This window comes from Arminella tubonensis (assembly GCF_003240585.1).
In the GTDB taxonomy this organism is placed as follows: Bacteria; Pseudomonadota; Alphaproteobacteria; order Rhizobiales; family Rhizobiaceae; genus Rhizobium; species Rhizobium tubonense.
On the sequence record NZ_PCDP01000076.1, the window covers coordinates 51,697 to 77,554 of the forward strand.

The 25,858-nt window shown below is 54.3% G+C and carries 22 protein-coding genes and 1 pseudogene; 9 read left to right on the top strand and 14 right to left on the bottom strand.

The window, feature by feature from the left end; genetic code table 11:
- Positions 1–192 precede the first annotated feature (192 nt).
- The 4 genes from CPY51_RS30025 to CPY51_RS30040 form a co-directional block, all read right to left on the bottom strand.
- A complete protein-coding gene (locus CPY51_RS30025; protein ID WP_111164017.1) occupies positions 193–726 on the bottom strand; it encodes a DUF1269 domain-containing protein in 534 nt (177 codons plus the stop codon).
- A 146-nt stretch (positions 727–872) separates the two neighbouring features.
- A complete protein-coding gene (locus tag CPY51_RS30030) occupies positions 873–1,151 on the bottom strand; it encodes a type II toxin-antitoxin system HicB family antitoxin (RefSeq protein WP_111164018.1) in 279 nt (92 codons plus the stop codon).
- Between the two features lie 131 nt (positions 1,152–1,282).
- On the bottom strand, positions 1,283–1,600 hold the full coding sequence (locus tag CPY51_RS30035) for a hypothetical protein (protein ID WP_111164019.1): 318 nt from the start codon (positions 1,598–1,600) through the stop codon (positions 1,283–1,285).
- A 249-nt stretch (positions 1,601–1,849) separates the two neighbouring features.
- Positions 1,850–2,272, bottom strand: coding sequence for a copper resistance CopC family protein (locus tag CPY51_RS30040; protein ID WP_111164020.1), 423 nt, complete (start codon positions 2,270–2,272; stop codon positions 1,850–1,852).
- Positions 2,273–2,782: 510 nt separating this feature from the next.
- On the opposite strand from CPY51_RS30040, the gene CPY51_RS30050 reads away from it, so the two are divergent.
- On the top strand, positions 2,783–5,068 hold the full coding sequence (locus tag CPY51_RS30050; protein WP_111164021.1) for a CDC48 family AAA ATPase: 2,286 nt from the start codon (positions 2,783–2,785) through the stop codon (positions 5,066–5,068).
- An 87-nt stretch (positions 5,069–5,155) separates the two neighbouring features.
- A complete protein-coding gene (locus CPY51_RS30055; RefSeq protein WP_111164022.1) occupies positions 5,156–5,353 on the top strand; it encodes a hypothetical protein in 198 nt (65 codons plus the stop codon).
- Between the two features lie 124 nt (positions 5,354–5,477).
- Here CPY51_RS30055 and CPY51_RS30060 read toward each other — a convergent pair whose 3' ends face one another.
- The 3 genes from CPY51_RS30060 to CPY51_RS32600 all read right to left on the bottom strand — a co-directional run bounded on the left by CPY51_RS30060 (position 5,478) and on the right by CPY51_RS32600 (position 8,191).
- A complete protein-coding gene (locus tag CPY51_RS30060; RefSeq protein ID WP_244598831.1) occupies positions 5,478–6,830 on the bottom strand; it encodes a carbohydrate porin in 1,353 nt (450 codons plus the stop codon).
- 133 nt (positions 6,831–6,963) lie between these two features.
- Entirely contained in the window at positions 6,964–7,734 is a 771-nt protein-coding gene (locus tag CPY51_RS30065; protein ID WP_111164023.1) for a hypothetical protein, read from the bottom strand.
- Between the two features lie 286 nt (positions 7,735–8,020).
- Positions 8,021–8,191, bottom strand: coding sequence for a hypothetical protein (locus CPY51_RS32600; protein WP_154677746.1), 171 nt, complete (start codon positions 8,189–8,191; stop codon positions 8,021–8,023).
- A 729-nt stretch (positions 8,192–8,920) separates the two neighbouring features.
- Between CPY51_RS32600 and CPY51_RS30070 the strand changes: the two genes are divergently transcribed.
- Complete coding sequence (locus CPY51_RS30070; RefSeq protein WP_244598832.1) at positions 8,921–10,009, top strand: efflux RND transporter periplasmic adaptor subunit; 1,089 nt, start codon at positions 8,921–8,923, stop codon at positions 10,007–10,009.
- A gap of 4 nt (positions 10,010–10,013) precedes the next feature.
- Complete coding sequence (locus CPY51_RS30075) at positions 10,014–13,124, top strand: efflux RND transporter permease subunit (RefSeq protein WP_111164024.1); 3,111 nt, start codon at positions 10,014–10,016, stop codon at positions 13,122–13,124.
- A 101-nt stretch (positions 13,125–13,225) separates the two neighbouring features.
- Here CPY51_RS30075 and CPY51_RS30080 read toward each other — a convergent pair whose 3' ends face one another.
- The 4 genes from CPY51_RS30080 to CPY51_RS30100 form a co-directional block, all read right to left on the bottom strand.
- Positions 13,226–14,716 carry a Do family serine endopeptidase gene (locus CPY51_RS30080; protein WP_111164025.1) on the bottom strand — a complete coding sequence of 497 codons (1,491 nt, stop codon included), beginning with the start codon at positions 14,714–14,716 and terminating at the stop codon, positions 13,226–13,228.
- Between the two features lie 925 nt (positions 14,717–15,641).
- Positions 15,642–15,980 carry a hypothetical protein gene (locus CPY51_RS30090; protein ID WP_111164027.1) on the bottom strand — a complete coding sequence of 113 codons (339 nt, stop codon included), beginning with the start codon at positions 15,978–15,980 and terminating at the stop codon, positions 15,642–15,644.
- A gap of 143 nt (positions 15,981–16,123) precedes the next feature.
- Positions 16,124–16,984 carry an ABC transporter permease gene (locus CPY51_RS30095; RefSeq protein ID WP_111164028.1) on the bottom strand — a complete coding sequence of 287 codons (861 nt, stop codon included), beginning with the start codon at positions 16,982–16,984 and terminating at the stop codon, positions 16,124–16,126.
- Positions 16,974–17,660 carry an ABC transporter ATP-binding protein gene (locus CPY51_RS30100; protein WP_244598833.1) on the bottom strand — a complete coding sequence of 229 codons (687 nt, stop codon included), beginning with the start codon at positions 17,658–17,660 and terminating at the stop codon, positions 16,974–16,976. Before CPY51_RS30100 ends, CPY51_RS30095 begins: the two co-directional genes overlap by 11 nt.
- A gap of 628 nt (positions 17,661–18,288) precedes the next feature.
- Here CPY51_RS30100 and CPY51_RS30105 point away from each other — a divergent pair.
- The 4 genes and pseudogenes from CPY51_RS30105 to tnpC all read left to right on the top strand — a co-directional run bounded on the left by CPY51_RS30105 (position 18,289) and on the right by tnpC (position 21,954).
- Entirely contained in the window at positions 18,289–19,482 is a 1,194-nt protein-coding gene (locus CPY51_RS30105; RefSeq protein ID WP_111164030.1) for an MFS transporter, read from the top strand.
- A gap of 98 nt (positions 19,483–19,580) precedes the next feature.
- Positions 19,581–19,961: an IS66-like element accessory protein TnpA gene (tnpA, locus tag CPY51_RS30110; protein WP_111164031.1), complete on the top strand. Its 381-nt coding sequence runs from the start codon at positions 19,581–19,583 to the stop codon at positions 19,959–19,961.
- The gene (gene tnpB, locus CPY51_RS30115) at positions 19,958–20,311 is read left to right on the top strand and encodes an IS66 family insertion sequence element accessory protein TnpB (RefSeq protein WP_111164032.1); all 354 of its coding nucleotides are present in this window, start codon (positions 19,958–19,960) and stop codon (positions 20,309–20,311) included. The genes tnpA and tnpB overlap by 4 nt, the downstream gene beginning before the upstream one ends.
- Positions 20,312–20,380: 69 nt before the next feature.
- A pseudogene (gene tnpC / locus CPY51_RS30120) lies at positions 20,381–21,954 on the top strand (IS66 family transposase).
- Between the two features lie 133 nt (positions 21,955–22,087).
- On the opposite strand, the gene CPY51_RS30125 reads toward tnpC, so the two are convergent.
- Positions 22,088–23,155, bottom strand: coding sequence for an aldo/keto reductase (locus CPY51_RS30125; protein WP_111164033.1), 1,068 nt, complete (start codon positions 23,153–23,155; stop codon positions 22,088–22,090).
- Positions 23,156–23,260: 105 nt separating this feature from the next.
- Between CPY51_RS30125 and CPY51_RS30130 the strand changes: the two genes are divergently transcribed.
- On the top strand, positions 23,261–24,172 hold the full coding sequence (locus CPY51_RS30130) for an AraC family transcriptional regulator (RefSeq protein WP_195909654.1): 912 nt from the start codon (positions 23,261–23,263) through the stop codon (positions 24,170–24,172).
- Between the two features lie 193 nt (positions 24,173–24,365).
- Here CPY51_RS30130 and CPY51_RS30135 read toward each other — a convergent pair whose 3' ends face one another.
- Complete coding sequence (locus CPY51_RS30135; RefSeq protein ID WP_195909655.1) at positions 24,366–25,199, bottom strand: alpha/beta hydrolase fold domain-containing protein; 834 nt, start codon at positions 25,197–25,199, stop codon at positions 24,366–24,368.
- A 254-nt stretch (positions 25,200–25,453) separates the two neighbouring features.
- Positions 25,454–25,828 (bottom strand): response regulator transcription factor, encoded by a 375-nt coding sequence (locus CPY51_RS30140; RefSeq protein ID WP_111164036.1) that lies wholly within the window; start codon positions 25,826–25,828, stop codon positions 25,454–25,456.
- Positions 25,829–25,858 lie beyond the last annotated feature (30 nt).

The following is a 25,858-nucleotide window of genomic DNA, read 5'->3' on the forward strand; positions in this document are numbered from 1 at the left end:
TTCATTACGGTCCCTTTGGTCGTCCGAACCAACAGAAGCCCCTCAGTTTTCGTTCAAGACCAGTATTCTCCATAGCGAACAAGTTTACCGCCATAAGGCATGAAGTAACGTTGCCTTGGCGCCAGAGAGGGCTACGGCTTCTCAACCGTAGCCTTATCAATGCGGGAAAAAGTTGGCTCCTCAATAGTTAACTTAATTTGCTGAGCTAGGGGCGGCATCCTGGTTTGCCAACAGTTCCCGAAGTTTGTTTTCCTGGTGGGGAGAGAGCGATGTTCGCAAGACGCGAGCATGTTCGCCCTTGAATTCCTCAAGGACCTTTTCCGTTTGCACCTTCCGTATCAGCAGGAAGAGTGCGGAGCTATCGATTGGAATGGTCTCGGCCAGACGCTTGATCAGATCGTCGTTGATACCATAGTCAGACATTGAACCGGCAAGGGCTCCTGTTCCAGCGCCAATGGCTCCGCCAAGAACCATCCCTGCGAGTGGGTTGAGGAACAAGAGGCCTACGATCGAACCCCAGATGGCGCCAGAGAGCCCGCCGCTGGCTGCGCCAACAGCCGTCAATTGCAGGCTTTGCTTCAGGCGAACTTTGCCTTCGTTATCACGGATCGCGACAACAGCGTCTTCAAGGTCAATTAGGTATTCTTTTTCGAGCTGCTGAAGGTGGTTTAGTACCGCGTCTGCCTTGTTGGTATCGTCGAATCCGATCACTACGAGTTCTGGCATGGAAGATTCCTTTCTGTTGGAATTGGAAGTGATGAAGTGGGAATAACTGGAAGTCGTTGAGCTTTGAGGTCGTACCGCTTTACGAACGTTGTCGCTGTTAACAAGTGTTAAGAAGCGGCGTCCGTAGCAATTGGTGACGAGATTTTTCACATGTGGCTGTCGAACGGGTTCGGCAATGCAGAGGGTGCCAAGGGTACGTCGTAGCCCAGTCTACTCGACTCCGTGATCCATTCCTCGATTGCGGCTCGGATATTTGCGATCACGATTGCGTAGCTTTCTCCAACGGCCATACAGCCCTTCAGATCCGGTACTATCGCGCAATAGCCTCCGCCGTCAGCTTTTGTGATCGTCTCAATGACAATCACATAGTCTGTTGCAGCAGAGCTACCAAAGCGTGTCTCGAACGGTGTTTTTGTTTTGCGCATCAGAGTTCACCAACAGGATTTCTATCGTTTGGAGTTCAAACCATTTCTTGGGCGTATCGAATTATCCAGACAGCCTCGCCGATCCCTAAATTCAACATATTGGCTGCACAGCAGCGCCGGTATTCAAGCAATTAGAGGTCGTCGCTTAACGATTTTGGATCAGCAAACTCTATGCTTTCCAAAGTCGCGTCGAGCAATTCCTGAGCGTAGCCGATTGCGGAGGCAGCGTCGGAATCACTCAGGTGCGTTTCTTCGCATTTGGCCCGTATTGCCCGACGAATTTCCGAAAGCACATGGTGCTCGGCATGCTTGTCACCCACCTTCAACAAGAGTTGAAGCGACGTCGTCGCGACGACTTCGAGTACAGTAATCCGACCTTCGATGGCTCCCATCGAAGGAATAGCGTTCGATGCTCCATTTCCATCGCCATCGCGCCGTGCATTGTACATTCATCGCTCCCAGTTGCATAACACTCGCGGCTTTCGCAATTTTTCCGGGTCAAGCGTGGCACATGATCGATCTGCAGACCGCAACGCCATAGCCCCGTTTTGCGAAGCAAATGACTGGTACACCGAGGTAGGCATTTGCACCCTTACTGTAACAGTGGGATTCTGCCGCCTGAATTAGCTGTAAGTCTCGGTCACCTAACCATTTCGATCGCCATATTGGACAACCATACGATAAGCCATAAGCAAGTGTCAGGGTTCGATGTCGAATGTTGAATTCCCTTGGCTTAAGCGTCCATCGGTAGAGAACGCTCGCCATCTTATCGTGTAGATGCCGGGAGGAAGCGGGCCGTGGAGCTGAATGTTTACGTCCATTCCATTCTCGCCGAGTTCAGGCGCGTCGATCTGAATTTGATGCTTTTCAGAGTCTATGACTTCGATCGTCGAAGCAGCCAAATTCACGCCTGTCGCGAACATTAGAACCACATTGGCACCCTCTGATTCGGGCGCGTTATCTAGTGCTATTGTTGCCGGTTCCAAACTCGCACGGGCAGCGGTTGGGATTAGAATAAGCAATGGGATAAAGATCAGTGCTCCAAACGTTCCATGCGCTCTCATATCAAAACCCTTATGGTTAGCTTCCAGGAGCGGCTCGTCGCCATTGCTGGTGACCACCTCGACTGCAACAGCGAGTGTTGAGTACGCTTAAGGCGGCAATTTTGAAATCATACAAGGGTGTAGGTGCCGTAAATCGAGGGTTCGGCGACTGCGGCGCCCCTTTTCCGGATCGCATGCGTAAGAACGAAGCACCACAAACATGTCTGCCGGGAATGCGTCGAAATGTGTCGTCAGCCCGCGGATGATTGCGCGAGAATTGCCAATAAAAGTTGTGTGTTTCGAGTTGCCATAGTTGCGAACTTTTGGAGGCGCAGCGCAATCGCAAAGTTTTGCCCAAATCCAATTTGGAGCGCTTTGGTCAATGCACGCAGAATCTTGTCTACTATACAGAGGTGTGGAATCAGTCACCGATTGGTCGTGGTTGCCTTCAGAACCGTTTCCGCTGCTATCTGGTATGTGTCGGCCGGGCATCACAACCGGTCAATTCGTGCCAACTGTGTTGAGCGGCTCTCTTGGTGCCTGTGAATATTCCAGAGTGATTGCTCGCCGAAAAAGGGACTTGGAAACATGTCTGCCCTCGAAGATCAAACTGTCTCCCTGCAGGTCGCGAACACCCGTCCGCAAGATGCGGGTGGAGGGTTTGCTCGCATCAATCAAAAGACGCTTGCCGCCATGGGCGTTCAAGAGGGCGAAATTGTCGAACTGGTTGGTAAACGCCACACTGCCGCCGTCGCTATGCGAAGCTATTCGGAAGATGAAGGGTTGAATATTGTAAGGCTTGATGGCCTTCAACGAGTCAATGCGGGTGCGACTAGCGGCGATCACATCGAAGTCAAAAAAGCTGAAGTCCGGTCCGCTACCCGCATCATTCTAGCGCCAGCACAGAAGAACCTGAGGCTGGAGGGCTCGGGGGATGCGCTCCAACGAACGTTTTCTGGTCGCCCAATGGTCGCGGGTGACATTGTTTCGACCTCGGTTCATCAACGCATAAACCGTGCGGACTTGCGCGGAAGCGATGATGTTATGAGGGGAATGTTAAACCTGCCAGCGTACGGCCTCCAGGAGATCCGGCTTGTAGTCGTTTCCACGCAGCCGCGAGGCATCGTTCAGATGACCGAGCACACGACAGTCGAACTCAGACCACAATTCGAGGATCCCAAGGAAGCTCGCCGCGCCGACGTTACCTATGATGACATTGGCGGCCTTGGTTCCTCCGTTGAGCAAGTGCGGGAAATGGTGGAACTCCCGTTGCGACACCCGGAACTTTTTCAGCGGTTGGGTATCGATCCGCCAAAGGGTGTGCTGCTGCACGGCCCCCCAGGGACCGGCAAGACTCTGCTTGCGCGTGCGGTTGCAAACGAAACAGAAGCTCGTTTCTTTCATATTGCTGGGCCGGAGATAATGGGAAGCCGCTATGGCGAATCCGAAGAACGCCTGCGCCAGGTCTTTCAGGAGGCCGCACAGAATGCTCCATCAATCATCTTCATCGACGAGATCGACTCCATCGCCCCCAAGCGAGAGCAAGTTACGGGTGAGGTTGAGAGGCGGATTGTTGCCCAGCTCCTGACCCTTATGGATGGGTTGGAGCCGCGACAGAATATCGTTGTCATCGGCGCAACCAATCGCCGTGACGCGATTGATGAGGCTCTGCGCCGTCCCGGCAGGTTCGACCGAGAAATCGTGATTGGCGTTCCCGACCAACCTGGCAGGCGAGAAGTTCTGGCTATTCACACGCGCGGAATGCCGCTCGCGGAAGACGTCGATCTCGATGAGATCGCCCGGACTACATACGGGTTCGTTGGTGCAGACCTTGGTGCGCTGGGTCGAGAAGCTGCGATGGATTGTCTTCGCCGGATCCTGCCAAATGTTAATCTTAAAGAGGGAATCCCAGCTGAGTTGCTCGATAATCTCAAGGTGACACAGAGTGACTTCACCAGCGCCCTGAAGCGCATTCAACCATCTGCGCTTCGCGAAATCATGATCCAGGTGCCGAACGTTGGTTGGTCAGACATCGGTGGTCTGGACGATGCTCAGATGCGGCTGAGGGAGGGGGTGGAACTTCCACTGAAGTCGCCTGAATCGTTCAAGCGCATGGGAATTAGACCCGCTAAGGGCTTTCTCCTCTTTGGGCCACCGGGTACAGGCAAGACGTTGCTGGCAAAAGCCGTCGCTCGCGAAGCGGAGGCAAACTTCGTCGCGACGAAATCGTCTGACCTTCTGTCAAAGTGGTATGGCGAATCTGAGCAACAGGTCTCGCGGCTATTCGAACGGGCACGGCAAGTTGCACCTACCGTCATTTTCATCGATGAAATCGACTCCCTAGCTCCCGCAAGAGGTGGCGGTTTGGGTGAACCAGCGGCAACCGAGCGCGTGGTCAATACGTTGCTGGCGGAAATGGACGGGCTTGATGACATGCAAGGTGTTGTTGTGATGGCAGCAACCAACAGGCCAAACCTTCTGGATCCGGCTCTACTACGGCCGGGACGTTTTGACGAATTGGTTTATGTTCCAGTTCCGGATGCCAAGGGACGACACAAAATTTTAGAAATCCACACGAAAAACATGCCTCTGAGTAACGATGTAGACCTGGATTACCTTTCTGAGAACACTGAGCGATTTACTGGCGCGGATCTCGAAGATTTGACGAGGCGGGCGGGCCTGATCGCACTTCGATCGTCACTGGAAGCGACGATGGTGACCAAGGAAAATTTCGAAAAGGCCCTGCAGGAAACGAGACCATCGGTTACTCCGGAGATGGAACGAGAGTACGAAGAAATGCTTCGCACCTTGAGGCAGGAAAAGCCCCAAGGTTCGCAAATAGGATTTGTGCCTTTCAGGCAAGCTCTTGAGTAAAGTGTGAATCGCTGGTTGGCGGAGCAACTCGGGAACGCTATTTCATTGCGACCTTCCTGAGAAATGACTTAAAGAAAAGGAGATAACTTGAGCCACGACTTTCAGAATCTATCCGAGATCGATGACCGTATCGCCGCGGTTCAGGAGAACCTCCGTCAATTAACGGAGCAGGCTGCCGCCTATTCGGGGGCTGCCGATGAAGAGCTTGCGTCGGAGCGGATTAACGATCAGCAAGCGGAATTAGACCGCCTATTGAAGCTGCGGGAAGAGGTTGATAGTAAATAGCCTGTGCTAGGTTAAGTGGACAAGAATGAAGGGGATAACAAGGGAGCGGATAGAGCGTCGCGCAGTCTAGGAGCGTCAGCTTGCTCGCTCCCAGCCGTCAACTCTAAATTTAAAACATGACATCTCAAAAGGTTGCTGATGTTCTCACTCCAAGTACCGCGGCGTTTGGTATAGAGGAGCCGGGTTTTTTCGGATCGGTTGCGTTACCGCCCGGATGGATGACATATTGAAAGAACGGCTGAATTGATAGAGCCTGCGTTATAGCAGCTTGATATGTCACCTCGACAACAGCCTCTGAGCTAGGAATGGGCTGCGATCTGTCCATGAAAGCATTGGTTGCTTTAGCTAGTTCCGACACAGCACCGCCGATGTTGGCATAGGCGAAGCCGACGCCGATTGTGTCGCTGTCACGCCCAGGAAGAGGCCCTTTGTAGGTCAATCCCATATCAAGGTACCAGTTCACTATGTTGCGGTCTTGTCTGGGGGCGATGGCCGCACGGGCAAAGCCGTTGAGACCATTGTCGCTATTGCCATGCTCTCGCCATAACTCCTGGTCGGCGATAGCATAAAGTGCAAAGTCTCCAGAGAGGCTACGAGGATGCCCGCTCGACACCGGGCTGGCCAACGACACGCCGTTCGATGCGGTGGAAAGACTGTCGAATTGCTCAGAATTGTACCACGCGCCAAGTTTGTAGGTACCCCGCAACCCGTTACCATCCGCAGGCGGCGTATACGCATAAGCGGCCTCGGCTATCGCAAGTATTCCATTGCCGATCGGAAAGCCAAGACCATTGGCGTTCCCATTGGATGTCGAACCGGTCGGGCTTCCGTTGAGTATCGCGGCTTGCAATGTCCAAGCGTCGCCCGGATTTACGATGATTTGAACTCCTGGAACAGCAAACGGATAGGCAGGACCTCCTCCCGGGAGGTCCGTGCCGAACAGACCTGGCCAGCCAAACGTTGAATTTACGAAGAGACCCGCCGTGTTGCTGATCGCAAAACTTTGATCCGCCAGTATCTGCCCGAGTTTCAGCGTCACTTTGTCGTTTAGAAGGCTCTGTGACAGATAAAATTCGCCGAGCCGGACCCCGCTGTCTGCCTCGGCTGAGGTCACGGTCAGCAGGTTGCTCAGATCACGTTCTGACAAACCCCGGCCCTGGATCGCATAGCCCGAAATGTGAATTTCGCCCCCGGTCCAACCAACTAGCCTGGCCATGTCGAAATCGCCCTGTAGTTCGAACACGCCGTCATAGGCGGCACCAGTTCGCACGCCGCCTGATACGTTTCCCAAGACGTCGATGGTTTGTGTGATCGTAAAGGTGGCCCCTTGGGAGACCAACCAACTTCGATACCCGTCCCAATCGCCAGTAAGAGTGGTCTGAGCATAATTTGGGGGTAAGTCGCCGCCTGCTTTCGCTCCCGTGCCAAACAATACAACGGCTACCATGAATGATGGGAAAGCAGCGTTCACGCCCATTTTGTATCTTTCGCATTACGGCAGTGGATGGATCTGTAAACAGCCGTGCTTCGCTCTGATTTTAGTTCTGCAAATCACTAAATTCCAGAGGCGCCGATTCTCACAGTTGCCGGACGCAGTTTTTCAGTTTTGCTCAGTAGCAGGGTGGCTCAGGATAGAACCCGCACGTTCCGGTGGGATAGAGGCCGTAAGGAGCGTATCCTATGTACGGCGGATAGTCGTATGGCTGCGGTACACCTTCTGCGACTGCACCGGCTGTCGCACCCAAGGCTCCGAGAGCAGTCCACCCCAAGCCGCGGTGGTCGTCATGACGGTACCATCCGGCTTTGAACGCGGGCTGAGGGGGCTCAAAACTGGAGCGGTTACCCGCATCATGGTCGTTTGAGCTATGGCTATGGGAGCCAGAAAACCAATCAATGAAGACGGCAGCTGGACCGTCGGCCCCGTTGAGATCTCCCTCGAGGACGTCGACGTTAAACGCCAGCGTGCTGCCCGCAATTACTGGTGATTTTAGGACGACGACGGCGTCCTTGATTGCAACGCCGGAGTTATTGAGAACCGACACTGTTGCGTTTGGCGGGTCGCTCTTAAAGCTGTCTGCACCATCACCCCATTGCTTGATGAACTCCGAGGTCAGCACGTGACCCACTGCTCTTGCTGGCCGGTCGGTAAACACAATCGTGTTGGCTGACACCGAACTCAGGATCAGCCTTCCGTCCTTTATTTCCGCGCTGCCGGAATTGAGAACAGCCAGTTCAGGAACGATAGCAACCTTTGAATTGGCCTGCTTGCCAATCATTTTTTGGGCTGGGTTAGAAATAGCGTCCTCACCCATTGCAGGAAAAGCCTGAAACGCCATTGCAGCTATGATAGCCGCGGCAGACAGCTTGTAAATGCGGACCATTTCGGAAATTCCTTTAATGAGATCATCGACGCGTCTGAAGTTGCAGCCGAGAAAATGAATATCGGGGTTCGGGATTGGAGGCCCTTGATCGGTCTTCGGGAGGTTGTATCACGGCGATCAATGAAGACTAGTTGCGAGAAACTAGACAGTCATTGCTCTCGTTAGGCATCGATCGCTGAGTGAACATCATTCCCGCAATTAGCCTCGCTCAGAGACGTATTGCCTGAGGTAGCTGTCCTCAGCGAAATGCTTCTTCCCAATCTGCATCTACGTTATTTCTCTGTCGCTACTGCTCGCCAAATTTGGCGGAGAGCTCCGCCTGAACTGCGGCGATCGCATTTTGCAAATCGCCGAGTTTACGGATATTCTCGGAGTTCCATCCCTCCTTATGTATTAGGTGAATGAGCTTTGTTCTGGCCTCGGTCAGTTCGTGCAGGAGGCGCATCGTATCGTCCATCGTTCTCTCCTCACTCGATTGGTTTTGATATGAGATGCCCCATTTAGCCCTAATCGAGACTCTGGAGAGTTGGAACCATACATTGGTCTAGGCGGAATAAGGCCAACGCTTAGCTATATCGAAACGCGATGAACATGCACTCTAAAGCGCGAACACCGGAATGTCCGGCGACTTCAAGGGACGATATATAATGTCGCTTATCACGCTCATAGATCGCGTCCGCTTTCCCAATTTCTCATTGCGGAAGAAGCTGTTTGGTCACCGCAAGAAACCCCAAGACGACTGTTCGGTTCTGATTTGTCGGAATGAAGCTCGCTGTGCTTTCACTCCTGAAAGCGTTTGCGCCGCTCGTGTTGCGGTCAATGCCGACTTCTGCAATCAGAACAAAGTTCGACCGGGATCAGAGCGAATGGGCAGAAGGCTATTGCGTCCACGCCAGAGCAGGCTGAACGAGATTGGCTTTCGGGGAGGGAATTCACAAGCTGGGAAGATCGCTCTAAACTTCTCGCACAGGGATTTCCGTTCACGGTGCAAGCGCCCGCTAAACTGTTCAATCGATAAAGCAAACAAGTCGCAGGTCTGCAGCCAACGTGCTCCTGACTTTGTGTTTGCGTGGTGAACGCCATGCTCACGACTCCAACTCCCACACAGAAAGACCGGCCTTTCCCTCCATTGGGAAGGACTATTCTCGGTTTTGCTCTACTCGTCGCAGTCGCGGTTGGAGCAGTTTTGCTCACGATTCACTTGATGGCTGTTCCCGAGTCACCAGTAGGTGCGGCCTTGGCCGTGCCGGTACAGGTGGGCGTGGCAGAGCAGGGGAGTGTTCCGGTGTATCTCGACGGCCTCGGCACCGTTCAGGCCTTCAACAGCGTAACGCTAAAGACCCGGGTGGATGGCGAGATCCAGAGCATTCTTTTCACCGAAGGTCAGATGGTGAACAAGGGCGATCTGCTGGCGGTAGTCGATCCACGCACGTATACGGCGGCTGTTGAACAGGCTTCTGCCAAGCTCCAGCAGGACAAGGCCAACTTGGACAACGCAAACTACCTTCTGGCCAAGGATCAGAAGCTTGCCACGCAAAATATTACCACGGCTGAACAGGTCGAGACGCAGCAGAGTATTGTCGCCGCACTACAAGCTCAAATCGGGCAGGATCAGGCTGCGAAAGATGCAGCATCTGTGGCGCTGACGTACACAGAGTTGCGGGCCCCTATTAGCGGCCGGACTGGCTTTCGGTTGGTGGATGAGGGTAACCAGGTGCATGCAGCTGATTCTGGTGGCATCGTTGTTATAACTCAGACGCAGCCCATTTCTGTGGTGTCAACGCTTTCAGAAGATGACCTTTCTCTCGTAAGGAAGGCGTTGGCTTCTGGACCGATACAGGTAATCGCCTTTACTCGAGATGGCACCACACCACTCGCCACGGGAACCTTGACAGTAGTCGACAACGTAATCGATCAATCGAGTGGGACCGCGCGACTGAAGTCGACCTTCGCAAATCTCGACGAGGCCCTATGGCCGGGACAATTTGTTGACGTCCGAATACGACAAAAGCTCCTCGCAGACGCGATAACTGTGCCTTCCGCGGCGTTGCAGCGCGGCCAGAAGGGGTTCTTTGTATATGTTGTGAACCAAGATAACATCGTTACGGCGCAGCCGGTGACGCCCGGTCCGATCAACAACGACCAAGCTGTCATTGTGAGCGGCCTGAAAGGTGGCGAGAAGGTTGTAACGACTGGGCAGTACCGCCTTGCCTCAGGTTTAAAGATATCCGTCCAGCTCCCCGTAGCCGCGCCGACTTCCGCGAAGGAGGGCTAGGTCAATGCAGCTTTCGTCCTGGTTTATTCACAAGCCTATCGCGTCTTCGCTCCTTATGGCGGCGCTCCTGGCCGTTGGTATCGCTGCTTATCCATTTTTGCCGGTAGCGCCACTGCCCGAAGTCGACTTTCCAACGATTCAGGTCTCTACCCAACTACCGGGCGCGAACCCAGAAACCATGGCGTCATCGGTAACGCAACCGCTGGAGCGCCAGTTTGGTCAGATCGATGGTGTCACCGAGATGACGTCGATTAGTACTTTGGGAAACAGCTCAATTACAATCCAGTTCGATCTTTCCAGAGACATCAACAGTGCTACCCAGGACGTCCAGACTGCGATTAACGCTGCTAGCGGTCAGCTCCCGACGGACCTACCGTCCCCTCCGACCTATCGAAAAGTGAACCCCGCTGACCCACCAATCCTGGTACTTGCACTGACATCCGATACCCTCCCGCTGACCCAAGTTGACGACTTTGCGGAAAACATTTTGGCGCAGCATATCAGCCAGATCTCCGGAGTGTCGCAAGTGCTGATATTTGGGCAGCAAAAGCCATCAGTGAGAGTCCAGATCGATCCGGCCAAGATTGCGAACCTTGGTCTTTCGTTGGAGGACATCCGCACTGCCATCGCGACAACTACCACCGATACGCCAAAAGGAACTATCCAGGGGAAAGTGCGCAACTATACAATTTACGACAATGACCAGCTTACTACTGCGAAACCCTGGAACAACGCAATCGTCGCTTACCGCGATGGCGGACCGGTCCGAATTAAGGACATCGGCGTCGCAATAGAGGCTGCAGAGAACGTCCAGTTGGCCGCTTGGGCGGATGGTAAACCCGCAATCCTTTTGGCCGTGCTGAAACAGCCGGGCGCAAACGTCATTAGTACGGTGGACCAGATCAAAGCTGCCATGCCACAATTGCAAGCGATTGCACCGGCGGCTTTGAAGGTATCAATCTTAAGCGACCGCACCACAACTATTCGCGCCTCGGTGAAAGATGTCGAGTCCACGCTTCTGCTGACCGTTGTGTTGGTGGTGATTGTCATTTTCATTTTTCTGAGGAATTTTTGGGCGACCGCGATCCCTAGCATCACGGTGCCGTTGGCTTTGGTGGCGACCTTGGCCCTTATGTATCTAGCAGGGTTTAGCCTCGACAATTTGTCGCTCATGGGATTGAGCATTGCTGTCGGCTTCGTCGTGGACGATGCCATTGTAATGCTCGAAAACATCGATCGGCATATCGAAGAAGGCAAATCCCCCATGCAGGCGGCCATAGACGGATCGGCTGAAATTGGCTTCACGATCATCTCGATCAGCCTTTCGCTGGTCGCCGTCTTCATACCGCTGCTTCTCATGAGCGGGATCGTGGGCGAGCTTTTTCGAGAGTTCGCCATTACAGTCACGATGACGATCGCCGTGTCAGCTGTGGTTTCGTTGACGTTCACACCAATGATGTGCGGCCGCTTTATGCGGTCGCAAAAAGGCATCAAGCATGGGTGGATCTATACCGCGTTCGAACGCGGGTTTGATGGACTGTTGAATGGGTACCGGGTAACCCTGGACGTTGCCCTGAAGCATCATCGTGTCACGTTTAGCGTCTTTCTCTTGTCATTGATTGGCACTGCGGTTCTGTTCGTCGAAATACCTAAGGGCTTCTTTCCGACCCAAGACACGGGACTGATCACAGGCCTTCTCGAAGTTTCGCAGGAGACGTCTTTCGGTGCGATGGCCCAACACCAAATTGAGGCCGGTAAGGTCATCGCAACCGATCCAGGGGTGGCGTCTGTAGGGATGGCGATTGGAAGTAGTGGAGGCACGACGCTCAACACCGGGCGGATGTTCATCACGCTCAAACCACTTGATCAGCGCGATGCGTCTGCGAGTGGTATCATCGATCGTCTGCGACCGAAATTGGCGAAACTGGAAGGCGCAAAGGTGTACTTGCAGTCCGCGCAGGACATCAACGTTGGCGGCCGGAGCTCTGCAACTCAATATCAGTACACGCTTCAGGACGGTGATTTGGCGGAACTGAATGTGTGGGCAAACCAGCTGCTCGAAAAATTCAAGACAATGCCAGAGCTGGCGGACGTCGCCACGGACCAACAAAATGACGGGTCGACGGTGACACTTTCCATTGATCGTGATCAGGCATCGCGGTTCGGCATTTCACCGGAGCTAATCGACAACACCCTCTACGACGCCTTTGGCCAACGTCAGGTCACCCAATACTTTACCGATCTGAACAGCTACCACGTCATCTTGGAGATTCCTCCGAATATCCAAAGCTCACCGGTTGCCATCAACCAGCTCTATATCAAATCCCCGGTCACCGGTGCTCAGGTCCCGTTAAATGTCTTAGTCAAGCAGACAACCGAGCCGACGAGCGCACTGGCGATAAATCATCAAAGCCAATTTCCCTCTGCCACACTGTCGTTCAACCTAGCGCCCGGCGTGGCTCTAAGTCAGGCGGTCGCCGCTATCAACAAAGCAGAAGCGTCGTTGGGGATGCCCGGGACAATAATTGGAACATTCCAAGGCAATGCTCAGGCTTATCAAAGCTCTCTCGCCAGTGAACCGCTTCTCGTATTGGCATCGATTGTGGTGATCTATGTCATCCTGGGCGTTCTTTACGAAAGCTATATCCATCCTCTAACGATTCTGTCCACGTTGCCATCGGCGGGTTTAGGCGCCCTTGGCATGCTTTGGATATTCGGGTTCGACTTCACGATCATTGCTTTGATCGGTGTCATCCTGCTTATCGGCATCGTAAAAAAGAACGGCATCATGATCGTTGATTTCGCGATTGCCGGAGAGCGGGAAAGAGGCCTGTCTCCAGAAGAAGCGATCAGGGAAGCCTGTCTGTTGCGCTTTCGGCCGATCATGATGACGACGTCCGCGGCCATCCTGGCAGGTCTTCCACTTATGCTGGGCCACGGCACCGGATCAGAACTTCGGCAGCCGCTTGGTTATGCCATGGTTGGCGGTCTTCTATTGAGCCAGGCGATGACGCTTTACACCACGCCGGTCGTCTACCTTTATCTCTCGAAACTTGGCTCGTTATTTGCCAGCCGAGAGCCGCAGGTTGCGCCTGCCTTCTCAAGTTCCGACTGAAGCCGTGAGAAGTGGACATTGGAACGACAAAAGTCCCAGGAGTGCAAATCCTGGGACCCATCAAAGAACGGCAGTGATCTAGCTGCTGAAGTCTACAGTGGCTAGGCGGCAGAGAAGGGGACTGCTAGGAACGTCTTGTGCTCGCCACGTTCGACCAGGAGAAGTACCGACTTCTTTCCTGATTTTGCGGCTCCAGCGACAGCTATCTTGACTGCCTTGGCATCCCGTACGGGCTGACCGTTGACCGAAACAATAACGTCACCTATTTGGATCCCGACTGCGGCGGCTGTCTTGTCTGGGTTGACCTTCGCAACGACTGCACCCGCAGCATCCTCCGGCAACTTTAGCTGCTCTTTTGCTTCCGCCGTTAGGTCAGAAAGCGTCACCCCAATGCTCGGTCCAGTTTGCTTCGTTTCACCATCAGACGTATCTGCAGCTGCCTGGAGCTTCCCATCTTCGTTCGCTCCAATGGTGACGCTCAGGTCCATAGACTTGCCGTCGCGGACGATGCTCATTGTCTCCTTTGCGCCAGGAGAAAGGTCGGCAACCAGGCGAGACAGATCCTTCGATGTTTTGACGACGCCACTTCCAACGCCGGTGACAACGTCACCAGCCTTTAAACCGGCTTCCGCCGCTGCCGAACCGTCGGTGACAGCTGTTACTAATGCGCCCTGGGCGTTTGCCAAACCGATGGCATCAGCTACATCCTGCGTTACCGGCTGAATCTGCACACCAAGATATCCGTGGTCGATTGAGCCGTTCGTCTGCAACTTAGCTACGATTGCTTTCGCTTCTTCCGATGGGATAGCGAAACCAACGCCGACACTGCCACCGTTCGGCGAGTAAATCGCAGAATTGATGCCAACGACATTCCCATCGCGATCGACCAGCGGGCCACCGGAGTTGCCATGATTGATCGGCGCGTCGATCTGGATGAAATTGTCATATGGACCGCTGTGGAGATCGCGGCCGCGTGCGGAGACAATGCCAGCTGTAACAGTGGTGCCGATGCCAAACGGATTTCCGATCGCCAGGATCTGATCACCGAGCTTTAGTTTCTCGGAATTTCCCCAGGACAGGGTTGTAAGCTGCTTTTTGGTGGTGACCTTCAATACCGCGAGATCAGATTTCGCATCTGCGCCAAGTAGTTTTGCTGGAAGCTCTGTGCCGTCATCGAGCGTTACCTTGATGTCGGTTGCGTTCTCGATGACATGATTATTGGTGACGATCACTCCATCGGCGCTGATGATAAAGCCTGACCCCAGCGCATGCCCATGTTCAGTTGGACGACGTTGAGTACCCTGGCCGGGGACTGTAATGCCTTTTTGTTCGAAGAACTGCTTGAATTGCTCGTCCATCGCACCGTCGCCTTCGTCACTGACGTCGGCGGCTTTAAGCGTAGTGGTGATCGTGACGACAGCGGGTTTGTCCGCGTCGACAATCGGTGCAAATGAACCGCTCGAAGCTGGGAGAGTACCGACATCCGCGGGTGCGGCGAAGGCGTCGTAAGCCAACGGCAGAGAAACCGACCCCGCTATTATGGCTGCCCCGACCAGTGCTGCGGTGCGGCCATTTCGTGTTATTTTTGACATTCGTTTGTCCTTTGATATGTTTGTCCGGCAGCCCGCTTTGAACTGCGATTACTGCAAGTTTTCAACAGCTACGCGTTCACTCACTTGTATATTGAGTGAATGTCGATGAATTATTATGTGAGTTACTTGCGCTTTGGGCGATCGCTTGTTGTAGATATGGGTTATCGAAATTTTTTTTACAAATTAATTTTGGTTTATATTTATATTGCCAAAAGTTAACATGAGAAGTCCAGTGCGCAGCGTTTGGCTGCTCAGCATCTAAGGCACTCTGGAGTAAATTGTATTCGGCAGGTGTCGGGTGTGATGCCAGTCGGGCGTTTGAATAATGTGGAAAAAGCGCTTGATTTTGGAGCCCGACACAGAGCGCAACGTGGACTAGGGGTAGATCGCTGTTTGCTAGCAAGTATTTGGCACGCGCGATCCTTTCGCGAAGCAAGAAGTGATGCGGGCTAACACAACTGACCGCGCAAAATTGTGCCGCAAAATGCATACAAGAAAGGCCCGCTCCTTCAGCCAGTCCCGCGAGAGAGTTTGTTTTCCCCTTGTTCGCAGCAGTATGCTGGTGCTGAATCTTCAAATGGCAAGGCTAGCGAATTTTCATTCTTGAACGACGACGAGTGAGAGTGTTGAATATGCCGCTTGCAACCCTCAGCCGGGACAATCCTGTCCACCGACAGATACTCTAGAAGGGGAGGGGTAAAGAGACGCCGGGAGAGCTGTTGAAAACCGTCTCGGCGTCCTATTGGGGCAGCCGTCTTAGTCAAACCGACCAAGCTTCCCTGGCTCATTGCTTAAGTGCGGGCTACGGTAAAACCAATCGAGTGCGTACCTAACGAGAGCGCAAGGGGCTTTAAAATACCCGCGGCTAACTCAAGGTTTGCAAGGGTGTCCTAATGGCGTGTCGCACGCCATTAGGACATTACCATCAGGACTGATCGCGGCCCTCGCCGTCGACGCATGTGGGCATGTAACAATTCTCCAGACCCGGCACCAGTTTCGGTGTCAGCTGGTTCCCGGTGTTGCACTGGTTCTCGAACTTGACGTACTCCTTATAGAGATCGAAGTTCGGCCGCTTCGGGTCCTTGTAGTGGTATACGTACTTTCCGTTCGCTTTGACGGCGCTCTGCAGTCCTTCACATGTTTCAGCTGCCAACGCAGCAGACGTGAATACGCCCGAGATTGATAGTATTACTGCCGTATTGAAGCATGCAGTCGATACGACTTTGGAGAGAATGCTACCGGCTTCGCGTTTCATAGTATTCATTTCGGTCATCCTTATGTGTGTTTACAATTTTATAGTAGAAACTAATCTTACAATGTTAAACTCAATGAAGGTCGTGACTTACATATACCAATGTATACTTACTATAAATGCCTTAATACGCAATACGTTCTTAAAGGTTGTGCCTAGCGAGCTTTTCCATCGGTCCTAAAATAACTGGCAAATCTGGAGAGAGGGGACTCCGGGCCCCGTTTTTCACCCAGGGTAGGGCGAAGGAGAAGTTGACCTGCTCCAGAAAAGGCGTGCTTTTGCATGAGAGCGATCACCACCATCCCCGTGATCCCAGACGCCGCCAGGATCATCGCCACCACGACGAACTGATATATTCCGGCATAAAGCGGACTTGCACCGGAAACCATCATTCCGGCCATTACGCCCGGTATCCATACCAAGCCCAAAGACTTCAACATATCCAGACGCGGCAGTAAGCTCGCATATACAGCGGATTGGACGAAGGGGGCAACGCTCACGCTAGGATCGGCCCCAAGGCAGAGAGCCGCTTCAATTTGTCCGACGTGCGCCACAACGTCAGATTTGAAGCGCTCCATTGCTTGTGCGCAGGCGTTCATGCTGTTGGCGATGATCATGCTTCCTACAGGGACGAGCACTGCAACGTTTGTTTGGAGACTTCGGGTCGCGATCATAAACACGATAGCTATGCCCGCTCCCGCACCGATCGAATACAAGGCGATCTGAAAAGCGTAGGGCATTCCCTTGAGACGGCGAGAGGCCGTGGCCGCCGCCGCGATTACCATTCCCATAAGAATCAAGATTGCAGCTAGCAGGCTGCCCTTCAACAAGAGGCCCAGCAAGACACCGACTATCGACATTTGGACGAGACCGCGTAGCAAGGAAACGGCTGCTTCGACGCCCACGGTGACTTTGAAATAGCGACAGAGCGCTGTGACACACAGGCATAGCGCCACTGCTCCTAGCGCTTGAGCTGCGCCCAACAATACCTGACTGTTAAAAAGCTCAGTAAGCATCGACAATTTCCTTGGAAGGACCAATGGCAACAAGCTTACCCGCCGCCATGTAAATCGCCCGATCGGCGATTCTTGCTGCTTGACCGGGATTGTGGGTCACCATGAGGCAAGGCATTTGATCTTGTTGACTGATGCTTAGGACCAGTTGCTCAACATCGTGAGTGGACTGCTCATCGAGCGCCGACGTCGGCTCGTCGAGTAGCAATACTTGTGGACGGTTTGCCAGAGTTCGTGCCAAGGAAACGCGCTGCGCCTCGCCGCCCGACAGTGTAGTGACGTCCCGGTCGGAATAGTCGGACAATCCGACTCGCGAAAGCAGTTGCTCGACTTGATCGGAACTGAATTCCTCCTTGCGTTGCCGAGGTCCAAACCGGAGGTTAGAACCGACTGAGCCCGGGAAAAGAAAGGAGCTCTGCATCACCATTCCGATTCGGCGACGAAGGATGGGCGGGGCGATTTGCCGATAGTCTTGGCCCATTAGAAGAATGGTCCCAGCAGTTGGTTCGTCGAGCCTGTTGATCATCCTCAGAAATGAGGACTTACCCGCGCCGCTCGGACCGATGATTGCCAGTATTTCTGCCCGCCCGACATCGACGCTGATGTCGTCGACCAAGGTGTGGTTGTCAATTTTTCGCGACAGATGCCGTACGGATAGCGGCGTGCCAAGCCAAGCCATGCTTGCTCCTGGTCCGAGAACTACGTGACCGGACTTTGTTTCCGGTTCGCCGCCAACTGATGGTTCATCTTCTGGTGGTATGGCCATTTGTCTTTCTGACTATGCACTTTTGAAGCATGTGCATTACTTGGTCCGCTCAAGGGCGGGAGTTCCGTATCTCGAGTTCGAGCCAGTCAGATGCAACTTTGACATCCCTCAGCGACACCACTCTCCGCCAAATGCGACGGTGGCGCACCTGAACCTTTGTATGGGACGGACAATACCTGCATTTAATACCCGGTCCCGAGGGTGATGCCCTAGTGCTGGTGCTACCAGACTGAGAGGGCCAGGAATGACTACTCAAACTTCAACCTGCCTGATCGTCCAAACACCCCGCTTGCGCTACCAAGAACAGCTCCGGCTTTCGTTCTCTCCAGGCCTGGCTGATCAAAGTGCGGGGGAAGACGAATTGTGGGAGCGGCTCAAGGACTACTACACGCCCACTCCACATGTACGCTCAATCCTGGCTCAGATTGACTGTCAACTCTCGGGGCTCAAATGAATTCCGGTTTATGAGATTGGCAATCGCAGGTGCCGGAAGCCCTTTACCGCGAGTGGCAAATTCTGGACGAATAGATCGGAGAATGAGATGCCACTTGCCCTGTTTGCACTGACGGTAGCTGCCTATGCCATCGGTACAACGGAATTCGTTGTCGTAGGTCTGTTGCCGACCGTCGCCGACGACTTGCAAATCAGTCTTCCGCTCGCCGGAATGATCGTAAGCATATATGCGTTGGGGGTGACATTTGGGGCACCCATACTCACGGCGCTGACCGGGCGCATTGAGCGAAAGCCGCTCTTGCTTGGGCTTATGGTCCTCTTCATAGCAGGCAACTCCTTGGCCGCGGTGAGTCCGGGATATTCCGTTTTGTTGATTGCACGAGTGCTTTCAGCGTTTGCACACGGTGTCTTCTTCTCTGTCGGATCCACCATCGCGGCTGACCTTGTTCCGGAAGACAAAAGAGCGTCTGCGATTGCCATGATGTTTATGGGGCTAACCGTCGCAATCGTAACTGGGGTGCCGCTGGGCACCTTAATCGGACAGACCTATGGATGGCGTGCGACTTTTGCCTCTGTCGCCGCAATCGGCTTCTTAGCGCTCCTGTCTATCGCTTGGCTTCTCCCAGGTAATCTGAGCAAAGCACCTCCTGCTGGGATTAGGGAGCAGTTGAGCGTTCTCGCAAACGGCCGACTCTTGATCGCCTACGCGATGACGGCGCTTGGATACGGTGGGACATTTGTCACGTTCACCTTCTTGGCGTCGATCCTCGAGAAGATCACCCATTTTGCTCCCTCATCCGTGAGCTTGATCCTGGTGCTCTACGGGATAGCGATAGCCGCCGGAAACATTGCGGGCGGGCGACTGGCTAACCGTAACCCAGTTAGGGCACTGGTGATTCTGTTCGCGCTACAAGCAATTGTTTTGTTTGCATTCAGCTTCACGGCGTCATCACCGTGGCTGACGATGGTGACCCTTGCAGCTCTCGGGTTTTTGTCGTTCGCAAATGTGCCTGGTTTGCAGTTGTATGTCGTTAAGATAGCTCGTGATGTCCGCCCCGGCGCAGTGGACGTTGCATCCGCTTTGAATATTGCGGCATTCAATCTCGGGATTGCTTGCGGCGCGTGGCTGGGCGGACTGGTGGTCGATTCACCCCTCGGTCTCATCGCAACGCCTTGGGTCGGCGGAGTGCTTGTCGTTGGGGCACTTCTTCTTACCTTGTGGAGCGGGGTCCTTGATCGTCAGAGCCTTGCTAGGGCTCAAGTTGTCACATCGACGATCTGATTGTCATTCTCGGAGTAACCGGTGTGGCGATCCCACATTGCTCGCTTGCACCTGATCTGTGATCGACATTCCATGGACGAGCGACAAGGGGTTTCTCCATGGAGACTACGTTGGAGGTTCTCACGACGCGGCGAGGCCGACGTGAGGCGCATCGCCACTGGACTGACGAGGTAAAGGCGCGGATCGTGTCAGAGAGCTTGCGTCCGGGCGTGACGGTGAACGAAGTGGCGGACCGATACGGGATGAAGGCCAACCACCTATCGTCCTGGCGAACGCTGGCGCGACAGGGCAAGCTGCTTTTACCGCAGCCGGAAGACGCAGTCGAATTCGCAGCTATGATTGTCGAGCCAGAGCCGCCAACTACCAAAGTAGTCTCCCGCGCGGAGATCGTGGTGGGTCCGGTCACGATCCGTCTTGAGGAAGGTGCGTCCGCCGCCCGGATCGCGGCCATCGCGCGTGCCTTGGCGGCCACGGCATGATCCTTCCATCGAACCGGGTGCGGATTATGGTGGCGACCAAGCCCGTGGACTTCCGTAAAAGTCATGACGGATTGGCGGCGCTGGTAAAGAACGAGCTGCACAAAGACCCGTTTACCGGAACGGTCTTCGTGTTCCGGTCCCGTAAGGCAGATCGGCTGAAGCTGATCTACTGGGATGGCTCTGGTATCGTCCTGGCCTACAAGAGGTTGGAAGAGCACACCTTTACCTGGCCTGGCATCAAGGATGGACTGATGATGCTGACACACGCCCGGTTCGAAGCTCTGTTTGCTGGCCTCGATTGGCGGCGGGTCCATGCGGTCAAGGCGAGGACGCCGGAGACCATCGAATAGCTGCGGCACGATGACTCAGGGCCGCAAATTCTAAAGGCAAATCGGCGCGGCATTTGGTAGGTTCCGGCTATGCTCGATACCGCCGATCTTCCCGAAGATGTTGCCGCCCTGAAGGCGATGCTGATTGCAGCGCAGGCACGCGCGGTTCGCAAAGACGAGCATATGGCGCGGCAGGAAGATCGGATTGAACGGCTTGAGAAGCTTGTCGCCGCCTTCAAACAGGCAGCCTTCGGGCGCAAGTCCGAGAAGACCGATCCCGACCAGTTCGATCTGGCACTGGAAGACCTGGAAACGGCCATGGCAACGATCCATGCCGAGCAGGAAGCAGACGCTCATGCTGGGAATAGGGCCGCCAAGCCTCGAGCGTCCAATCGCGGCTCGCTTCCTCAGCATCTTCCTGGTGTCGAAGAGATCATTGAACCAGAAAGCTTGATCTGCGCCTGCGGCGGTTGCCTGCATTGCATCGGCGAGGATGTCTCCGAGCGGTTGGACGTCGTCCCGGCGCAGTTCCGTGTCATTGTCACCCGTCGTCCCAAATATGCGTGCCGTGCTTGCACGGACGGCGTCGTTCAGGCCCTAGCTCCAGCACGGCTGATCCAGGCAGGCCTGCCGACGGAAGCGACCGTCGCCCATGTGCTGGTTTCCAAATATGCCGATCATCTACCGCTCTATCGGCAGGCCCAGATCATCGGCCGCCAGGGCATCGATCTCGACCGCTCCACGCTTGCCGATTGGGTCGGCCGGGCAGCGTTCGAATTGCGTCCCGTCTTCGATGCGCTGATTGCCGACCTGAAGCGCTCGACCAAGCTCTTCATGGACGAGACCCGTGCTCCGGTTCTTGATCCCGGCTCGCGCAAAACAAGACCGGATACTTCTGGGCACTGGCGCGGGATGATCGTCCTTGGAATGGCGGTGCTCCACCGGGCGTCGCCTTCACCTACGCTCCTGGTCGAGGAGGCATTCATGCCGAACGGATATTGCAAGGTTTCTCCGGCATCCTGCAGGTCGATGGCTATGCCGGATATAATAGGCTGATCGGGCCAGATCGGATTGGCCCGGACATCCGGCTCGCCTATTGTTGGGCACACGCCCGTCGCAAGCTGGTGGAGATCACCCGCAATGGAGCTGCGCCGATTGCCGAGGACGGCGTCAAACGGATCGGTGGACTATATCGGATCGAAGCCGAATTGCGCGGCCTTGATCCGGAGGCTCGTCTGGCTGGAAGGCAAGGACGGTCAGAGCCACTGATCGCCGACATGCAGGCATGGCTCGCTCATCACCGTGTCCGTGTCGCGGCCAAGTCCCCACTCGGCGAGGCTCTGGCCTATATCGCCAAATACTGGGAGGGCCTGAAGCTCTTTCTGAACGACGGCCGTACCGAGATCGACAACAACACCGTTGAGCGAACCATCCGGCCGATAGCCCTCAATCGCAAGAATGCGCTCTTTGCAGGCCACGACACTGGAGCCGAGAACTGGGCGACCATCGCCTCGCTCATCGAGACCTGTAAGCTCAACGCCGTCGATCCGCTTGCCTATCTGACCACCACGCTCACTGCCATCGTCAACGGTCACAAACAGAGCCGGATCGATGAGCTGCTGCCATGGAATTATCTCGCCGTACAAAGCAATTGTCGCCGGTGACTACAGTGCCTGACGCTGCAACGGCGACGGCAACTATGCACCAGATAGCGGATAGCCGCCGTAGCGCCCTTCAACTACTTCACCCTCTTACGTCTCCGTATCTCGACGGGGATGCATCTCTCGCAGGGAAACACTAGACCGGACGCTCGCCTAGCGACCAAGTTGCTCCTTCAAACTCGTAACCCTGAGGCACGCGGCCTTTGGCGTTGTAGCTTTGAATCCATCTGGGATAGCGGGCGGGGGAGCGGCTCACCTCGTCCAGATGCTGCAGATCATCGTCCGTCAATGCGATATCGAAGGCCTTGAGATTATCTGCCAACTGTTCCGGTTGTCTTATGCCAACTATGACGCTGGTGACAAATGGGTGTGAAAGCAGCCAAGCCAATGCAATCTGAGCGGGGCTTGCATCGTGTTTCTCGGCAACACGTTTGAGAACATCGATGACATCGAATATTTTTGTCTCATCGACGGGAGGAAACTGAATCTTGGCTCGGCGCGAAGAAGGGTCTGTAGCGCCATGACGATCAAATTTCCCTGACAACAGGCCGCCAGCAAGAGGGCTCCAGCACAGCAAGCCCACATTCGCATCGGTGATCGCAGGGACGAGTTCGTTCTCAATATCGCGGCCCGCCAGCGAGTAGAAGGATTGTACCGAAACGAAGGATGCGAGCTTATCCCGGTTTGATAGGGCGAGTGCCTTCATCAACTGCCAAGCGGCCAAATTTGAACAGCCAATGTAACGCACCTTTCCTTGGTGCACTGCGTCATCCAGCGCCCCAAGCGTTTCTTCTGGTGGTGTGAATGGATCAAAACTGTGTATCTGGTAGAGGTCAATATGGTCGGTCTGAAGACGGGTCAGGCTTTGCTCCAACGAATTCATCAGATGGAGCCGAGATTGACCAACTTGATTTGGCCCTTCACCAGCACGTCCGCTGAATTTGGTGGCGAGAACAACATCGTGACGTCGGTGCTTCAATGCCTGGCCAAGAAGTGTTTCCGAGCCTCCACTGCCGTAGACGTCTGCGGTGTCAACAAAATTGATTCCTGCGTCGAGGGCTTGGCCGACGATAGCGTCCGTCTCTGATTGACCCAGTCTTCCGATGGCGTTGCCTGCCGGGTTGTCTGCTCCACCAAAGGTCATAGCGCCTAAGCAGAAGCGTGACATGAAGACACCCGTATTACCAAGTTTGGCGTAGTGCATCTCGATGCTCCAATTGTTCCTACGCTAGTGGTATGGTCTCTTCTGGCTGCTCTCGCTATAAGCTAAACTCCATAAAATCTTTGTGAGCGTTCAGATTTGGACCCTTTGTCTGACATTCTAAGACTTCTGAGGATCGATAGCGTCCTGTCGTCTCGCCTTGAAACGCGCGGGCCACACGCGATCCGTTATCCCACATATCGGCACATGAAGTTTGGCACCGTCATCGAAGGAAGCCGGTGGGTCTGGGTCGACGAAGAGAAGCCGATTCGTCTGGAGGCTGGTGACTTCTACCTTTTGACCAATGGCAAGTCTTACAGCGTTGCGTCCGATCCCGGCCTTGAGCCTATGGATGGAGTTTCAATCTTCAATGAACACATCGGTTCCGACGGTATCGTTCGTTATGGGGACGCTGGCAAACTCACCGTAGCAGCGGCGGGAAGATTCTCTTTTGCAGATGATCGGGTAGCGGGTCTGTTAAGCTTTCTGCCGCCGATTGTTCACATCTCGAAGGGGAGTCTTGGAAGTGAACCGCTTGAAGCGTTGCTGCCATTGTTAAGCTTCGAAAGCAACGGACGCGGTGCTCCTGGGACTTTCATTGCGGCGTCCAGCCTTGCCAATCTCGTTCTGGTCCACATCATCCGGGCCTACATAGCCAAAGGAGACTTCGTTCAAGGATGGCTCGCGGCCATGACAGACCCGAAGATCGCAGCGTCGTTATCATTGATGCATGGCGATGTAAGCCGACGCTGGACTGTCGATCTTCTGGCGCAAGCGGTGGGAATGTCGCGGACGGCCTTCTCGCTGAAGTTCAAGGAACGTGTCGGAAGAGCGCCGCTCGACTACCTGACGTATTGGCGCATGATGGTGGCTGCTGCATCTTTGAAACGAGAACATCATTCTATCGCAGATGTCGCGTATTCAGTTGGCTACAGCTCTGACACAGCGTTCAGTATCGCTTTCAAAAGGACGTTCGGTATCAGCCCTTCCAGTTTCCGTTTGCAAAACCTTGACCCTTGAGGATATCGCTACGTAATTATGGTACCCGCTTCAGCCCCACTTACACGGAATTCGGAACTCTCTCGCCAAGGTGTGATTGGCACATCGCTTACTTCTCGGATGGCGCTTGTGACACTTAGCGGGAGGCTCGAGCCTCTTCAAGGAGGCCGAGCAAATTACGTGGTGACCTTGCACAGTTCCAATGTAGACTGTTCTAAAGGATTAAGGGCAGTGAACTAGCGTCAGCATCCGCGAATTTTCTGACTATCCTTGCCAAAGGCCATGCTCGTTTGGCGTAGTCTGTGGATATTGCTAGAACTTCGTGCATATAACCCAGGCCGTGGGCACTTCCCGCAAGCAAATGGACTGTGGACGGGACGCCTGACTTCATTAGCGAGTTCTGCATATGCAATGCGCCATCCGCTGGGATGATCTCGTCCAGCGAATTGACCATCAGGATACCGCCGGACCGCGAGGTAACCCTTCCAATGGGCGTGATTTCGGCCAGGCGGCTCATATCGTTTCCGATTAGCTGGAGAATTGCCCAGCGAACATAAGCATCGTTGCGCCCGTGTTGGTCCGATACGGCTAGATTGGCATGGGTAAAATCATGGTCGTAGTCTTCGTGTGCAATTGCGCTCGATTGCTCCATGAAGCCTTTTATATCGAGGATGCCCGACCAGCTCACTGCCGGATATCCGCTGGTCAAGGCAACCTCGACGGCGAGATTTCCACCCACAGCGTTGCCCCAAATAACGAGGCGATCACGATCAAATTCGTACGATGAATCCTTTAGCCACTGGAGGGCGGCCAGCGCGTCATCTCTGCTCTGCGGAAATGGGTGTGCCGGTGCCAGGCGGTAGTTAGCGGCGCAAACTAGAAACCCTTCACAACGAAGGCGCTCCGCAAGAAGGCGTTGATCTGATTTGTCACCTTTGAACCAACCACCACCATGGAGAAGCAAGACGCCCCCAATTGCGGGCGAAGATGGTATGTACACATCAGCATTGCAGGTCTCAGAAAATGGTTGGTCAAAATCGATGTTCATGGGAACCTCCGTGAAAGCTCTCACAGTATTGCCATCCAACATGCGATGTAATCATACGAACGTGTAGGCCCTCTCCATCGCCTGTCGTGCGTCTAGCTTCTACAGCTCCATTTTTTCGCTGCGACGAGACGGTCATGCCAGCTGTCAGGATTTTAGATGAGATCAACTGTGGGCGTCAGCAGGAAGGTCGGGCGCTGACATCGGTACATGCACGTCCAGCCAGCGCTCATCGGGCCTCGCCGACAATCGTTACTCTAGAAATGTACGGCGAGAGCCTGCTCTAGACAATCGATGAGCTTGTTGATGTTCACTGGTTTGCCAAAAATGGCGAAAGCCCCCCCGTCCATTGCTGCAGATCTGGTGCGTTCATCCTCGTAAGATGTCATAAATATCATCGGAGGTTTGCGGGGCATCTTGTTGAGCTCGGTCTGAAGTTCCAGACCGTTCATCCCAGGCATCTTTACGTCCACTAGCATGCAGTCAATCACAGCCTGATTTTTATAAGCAAGAAAGTGCTCCGCCGACGTGAAAAGCTCACTCTGATAGCCGCAAGATTGAACGAGGTCATCGAGCGCTTCCCGGATGGCGTAATCGTCGTCGACGATTGCTATTGTGAACGTTTGGGGCAAAATCCATTGACCTTGGCGTAAATGAGTTTC

Excerpts from the sequence above, each read along its gene's own strand:
- CPY51_RS30025 (WP_111164017.1), bottom strand. The coding sequence starts at position 726 with ATGCCAGAACTCGTAGTGATCGGATTCGACGATACCAACAAGGCAGAC.
- CPY51_RS30030 (WP_111164018.1), bottom strand. The coding sequence starts at position 1,151 with ATGCGCAAAACAAAAACACCGTTCGAGACACGCTTTGGTAGCTCTGCT.
- CPY51_RS30035 (WP_111164019.1), bottom strand. The coding sequence starts at position 1,600 with ATGTACAATGCACGGCGCGATGGCGATGGAAATGGAGCATCGAACGCT.
- CPY51_RS30050 (WP_111164021.1), top strand. The coding sequence starts at position 2,783 with ATGTCTGCCCTCGAAGATCAAACTGTCTCCCTGCAGGTCGCGAACACC.
- CPY51_RS30060 (WP_244598831.1), bottom strand. The coding sequence starts at position 6,830 with ATGGGCGTGAACGCTGCTTTCCCATCATTCATGGTAGCCGTTGTATTG.
- CPY51_RS30065 (WP_111164023.1), bottom strand. The coding sequence starts at position 7,734 with ATGGTCCGCATTTACAAGCTGTCTGCCGCGGCTATCATAGCTGCAATG.
- CPY51_RS32600 (WP_154677746.1), bottom strand. The coding sequence starts at position 8,191 with ATGGACGATACGATGCGCCTCCTGCACGAACTGACCGAGGCCAGAACA.
- CPY51_RS30075 (WP_111164024.1), top strand. The coding sequence starts at position 10,014 with ATGCAGCTTTCGTCCTGGTTTATTCACAAGCCTATCGCGTCTTCGCTC.
- CPY51_RS30080 (WP_111164025.1), bottom strand. The coding sequence starts at position 14,716 with ATGTCAAAAATAACACGAAATGGCCGCACCGCAGCACTGGTCGGGGCA.
- CPY51_RS30090 (WP_111164027.1), bottom strand. The coding sequence starts at position 15,980 with ATGAATACTATGAAACGCGAAGCCGGTAGCATTCTCTCCAAAGTCGTA.
- CPY51_RS30095 (WP_111164028.1), bottom strand. The coding sequence starts at position 16,984 with ATGCTTACTGAGCTTTTTAACAGTCAGGTATTGTTGGGCGCAGCTCAA.
- CPY51_RS30100 (WP_244598833.1), bottom strand. The coding sequence starts at position 17,660 with ATGGCTTGGCTTGGCACGCCGCTATCCGTACGGCATCTGTCGCGAAAA.
- CPY51_RS30105 (WP_111164030.1), top strand. The coding sequence starts at position 18,289 with ATGCCACTTGCCCTGTTTGCACTGACGGTAGCTGCCTATGCCATCGGT.
- tnpA (WP_111164031.1), top strand. The coding sequence starts at position 19,581 with ATGGAGACTACGTTGGAGGTTCTCACGACGCGGCGAGGCCGACGTGAG.
- tnpB (WP_111164032.1), top strand. The coding sequence starts at position 19,958 with ATGATCCTTCCATCGAACCGGGTGCGGATTATGGTGGCGACCAAGCCC.
- CPY51_RS30125 (WP_111164033.1), bottom strand. The coding sequence starts at position 23,155 with ATGCACTACGCCAAACTTGGTAATACGGGTGTCTTCATGTCACGCTTC.
- CPY51_RS30135 (WP_195909655.1), bottom strand. The coding sequence starts at position 25,199 with ATGAACATCGATTTTGACCAACCATTTTCTGAGACCTGCAATGCTGAT.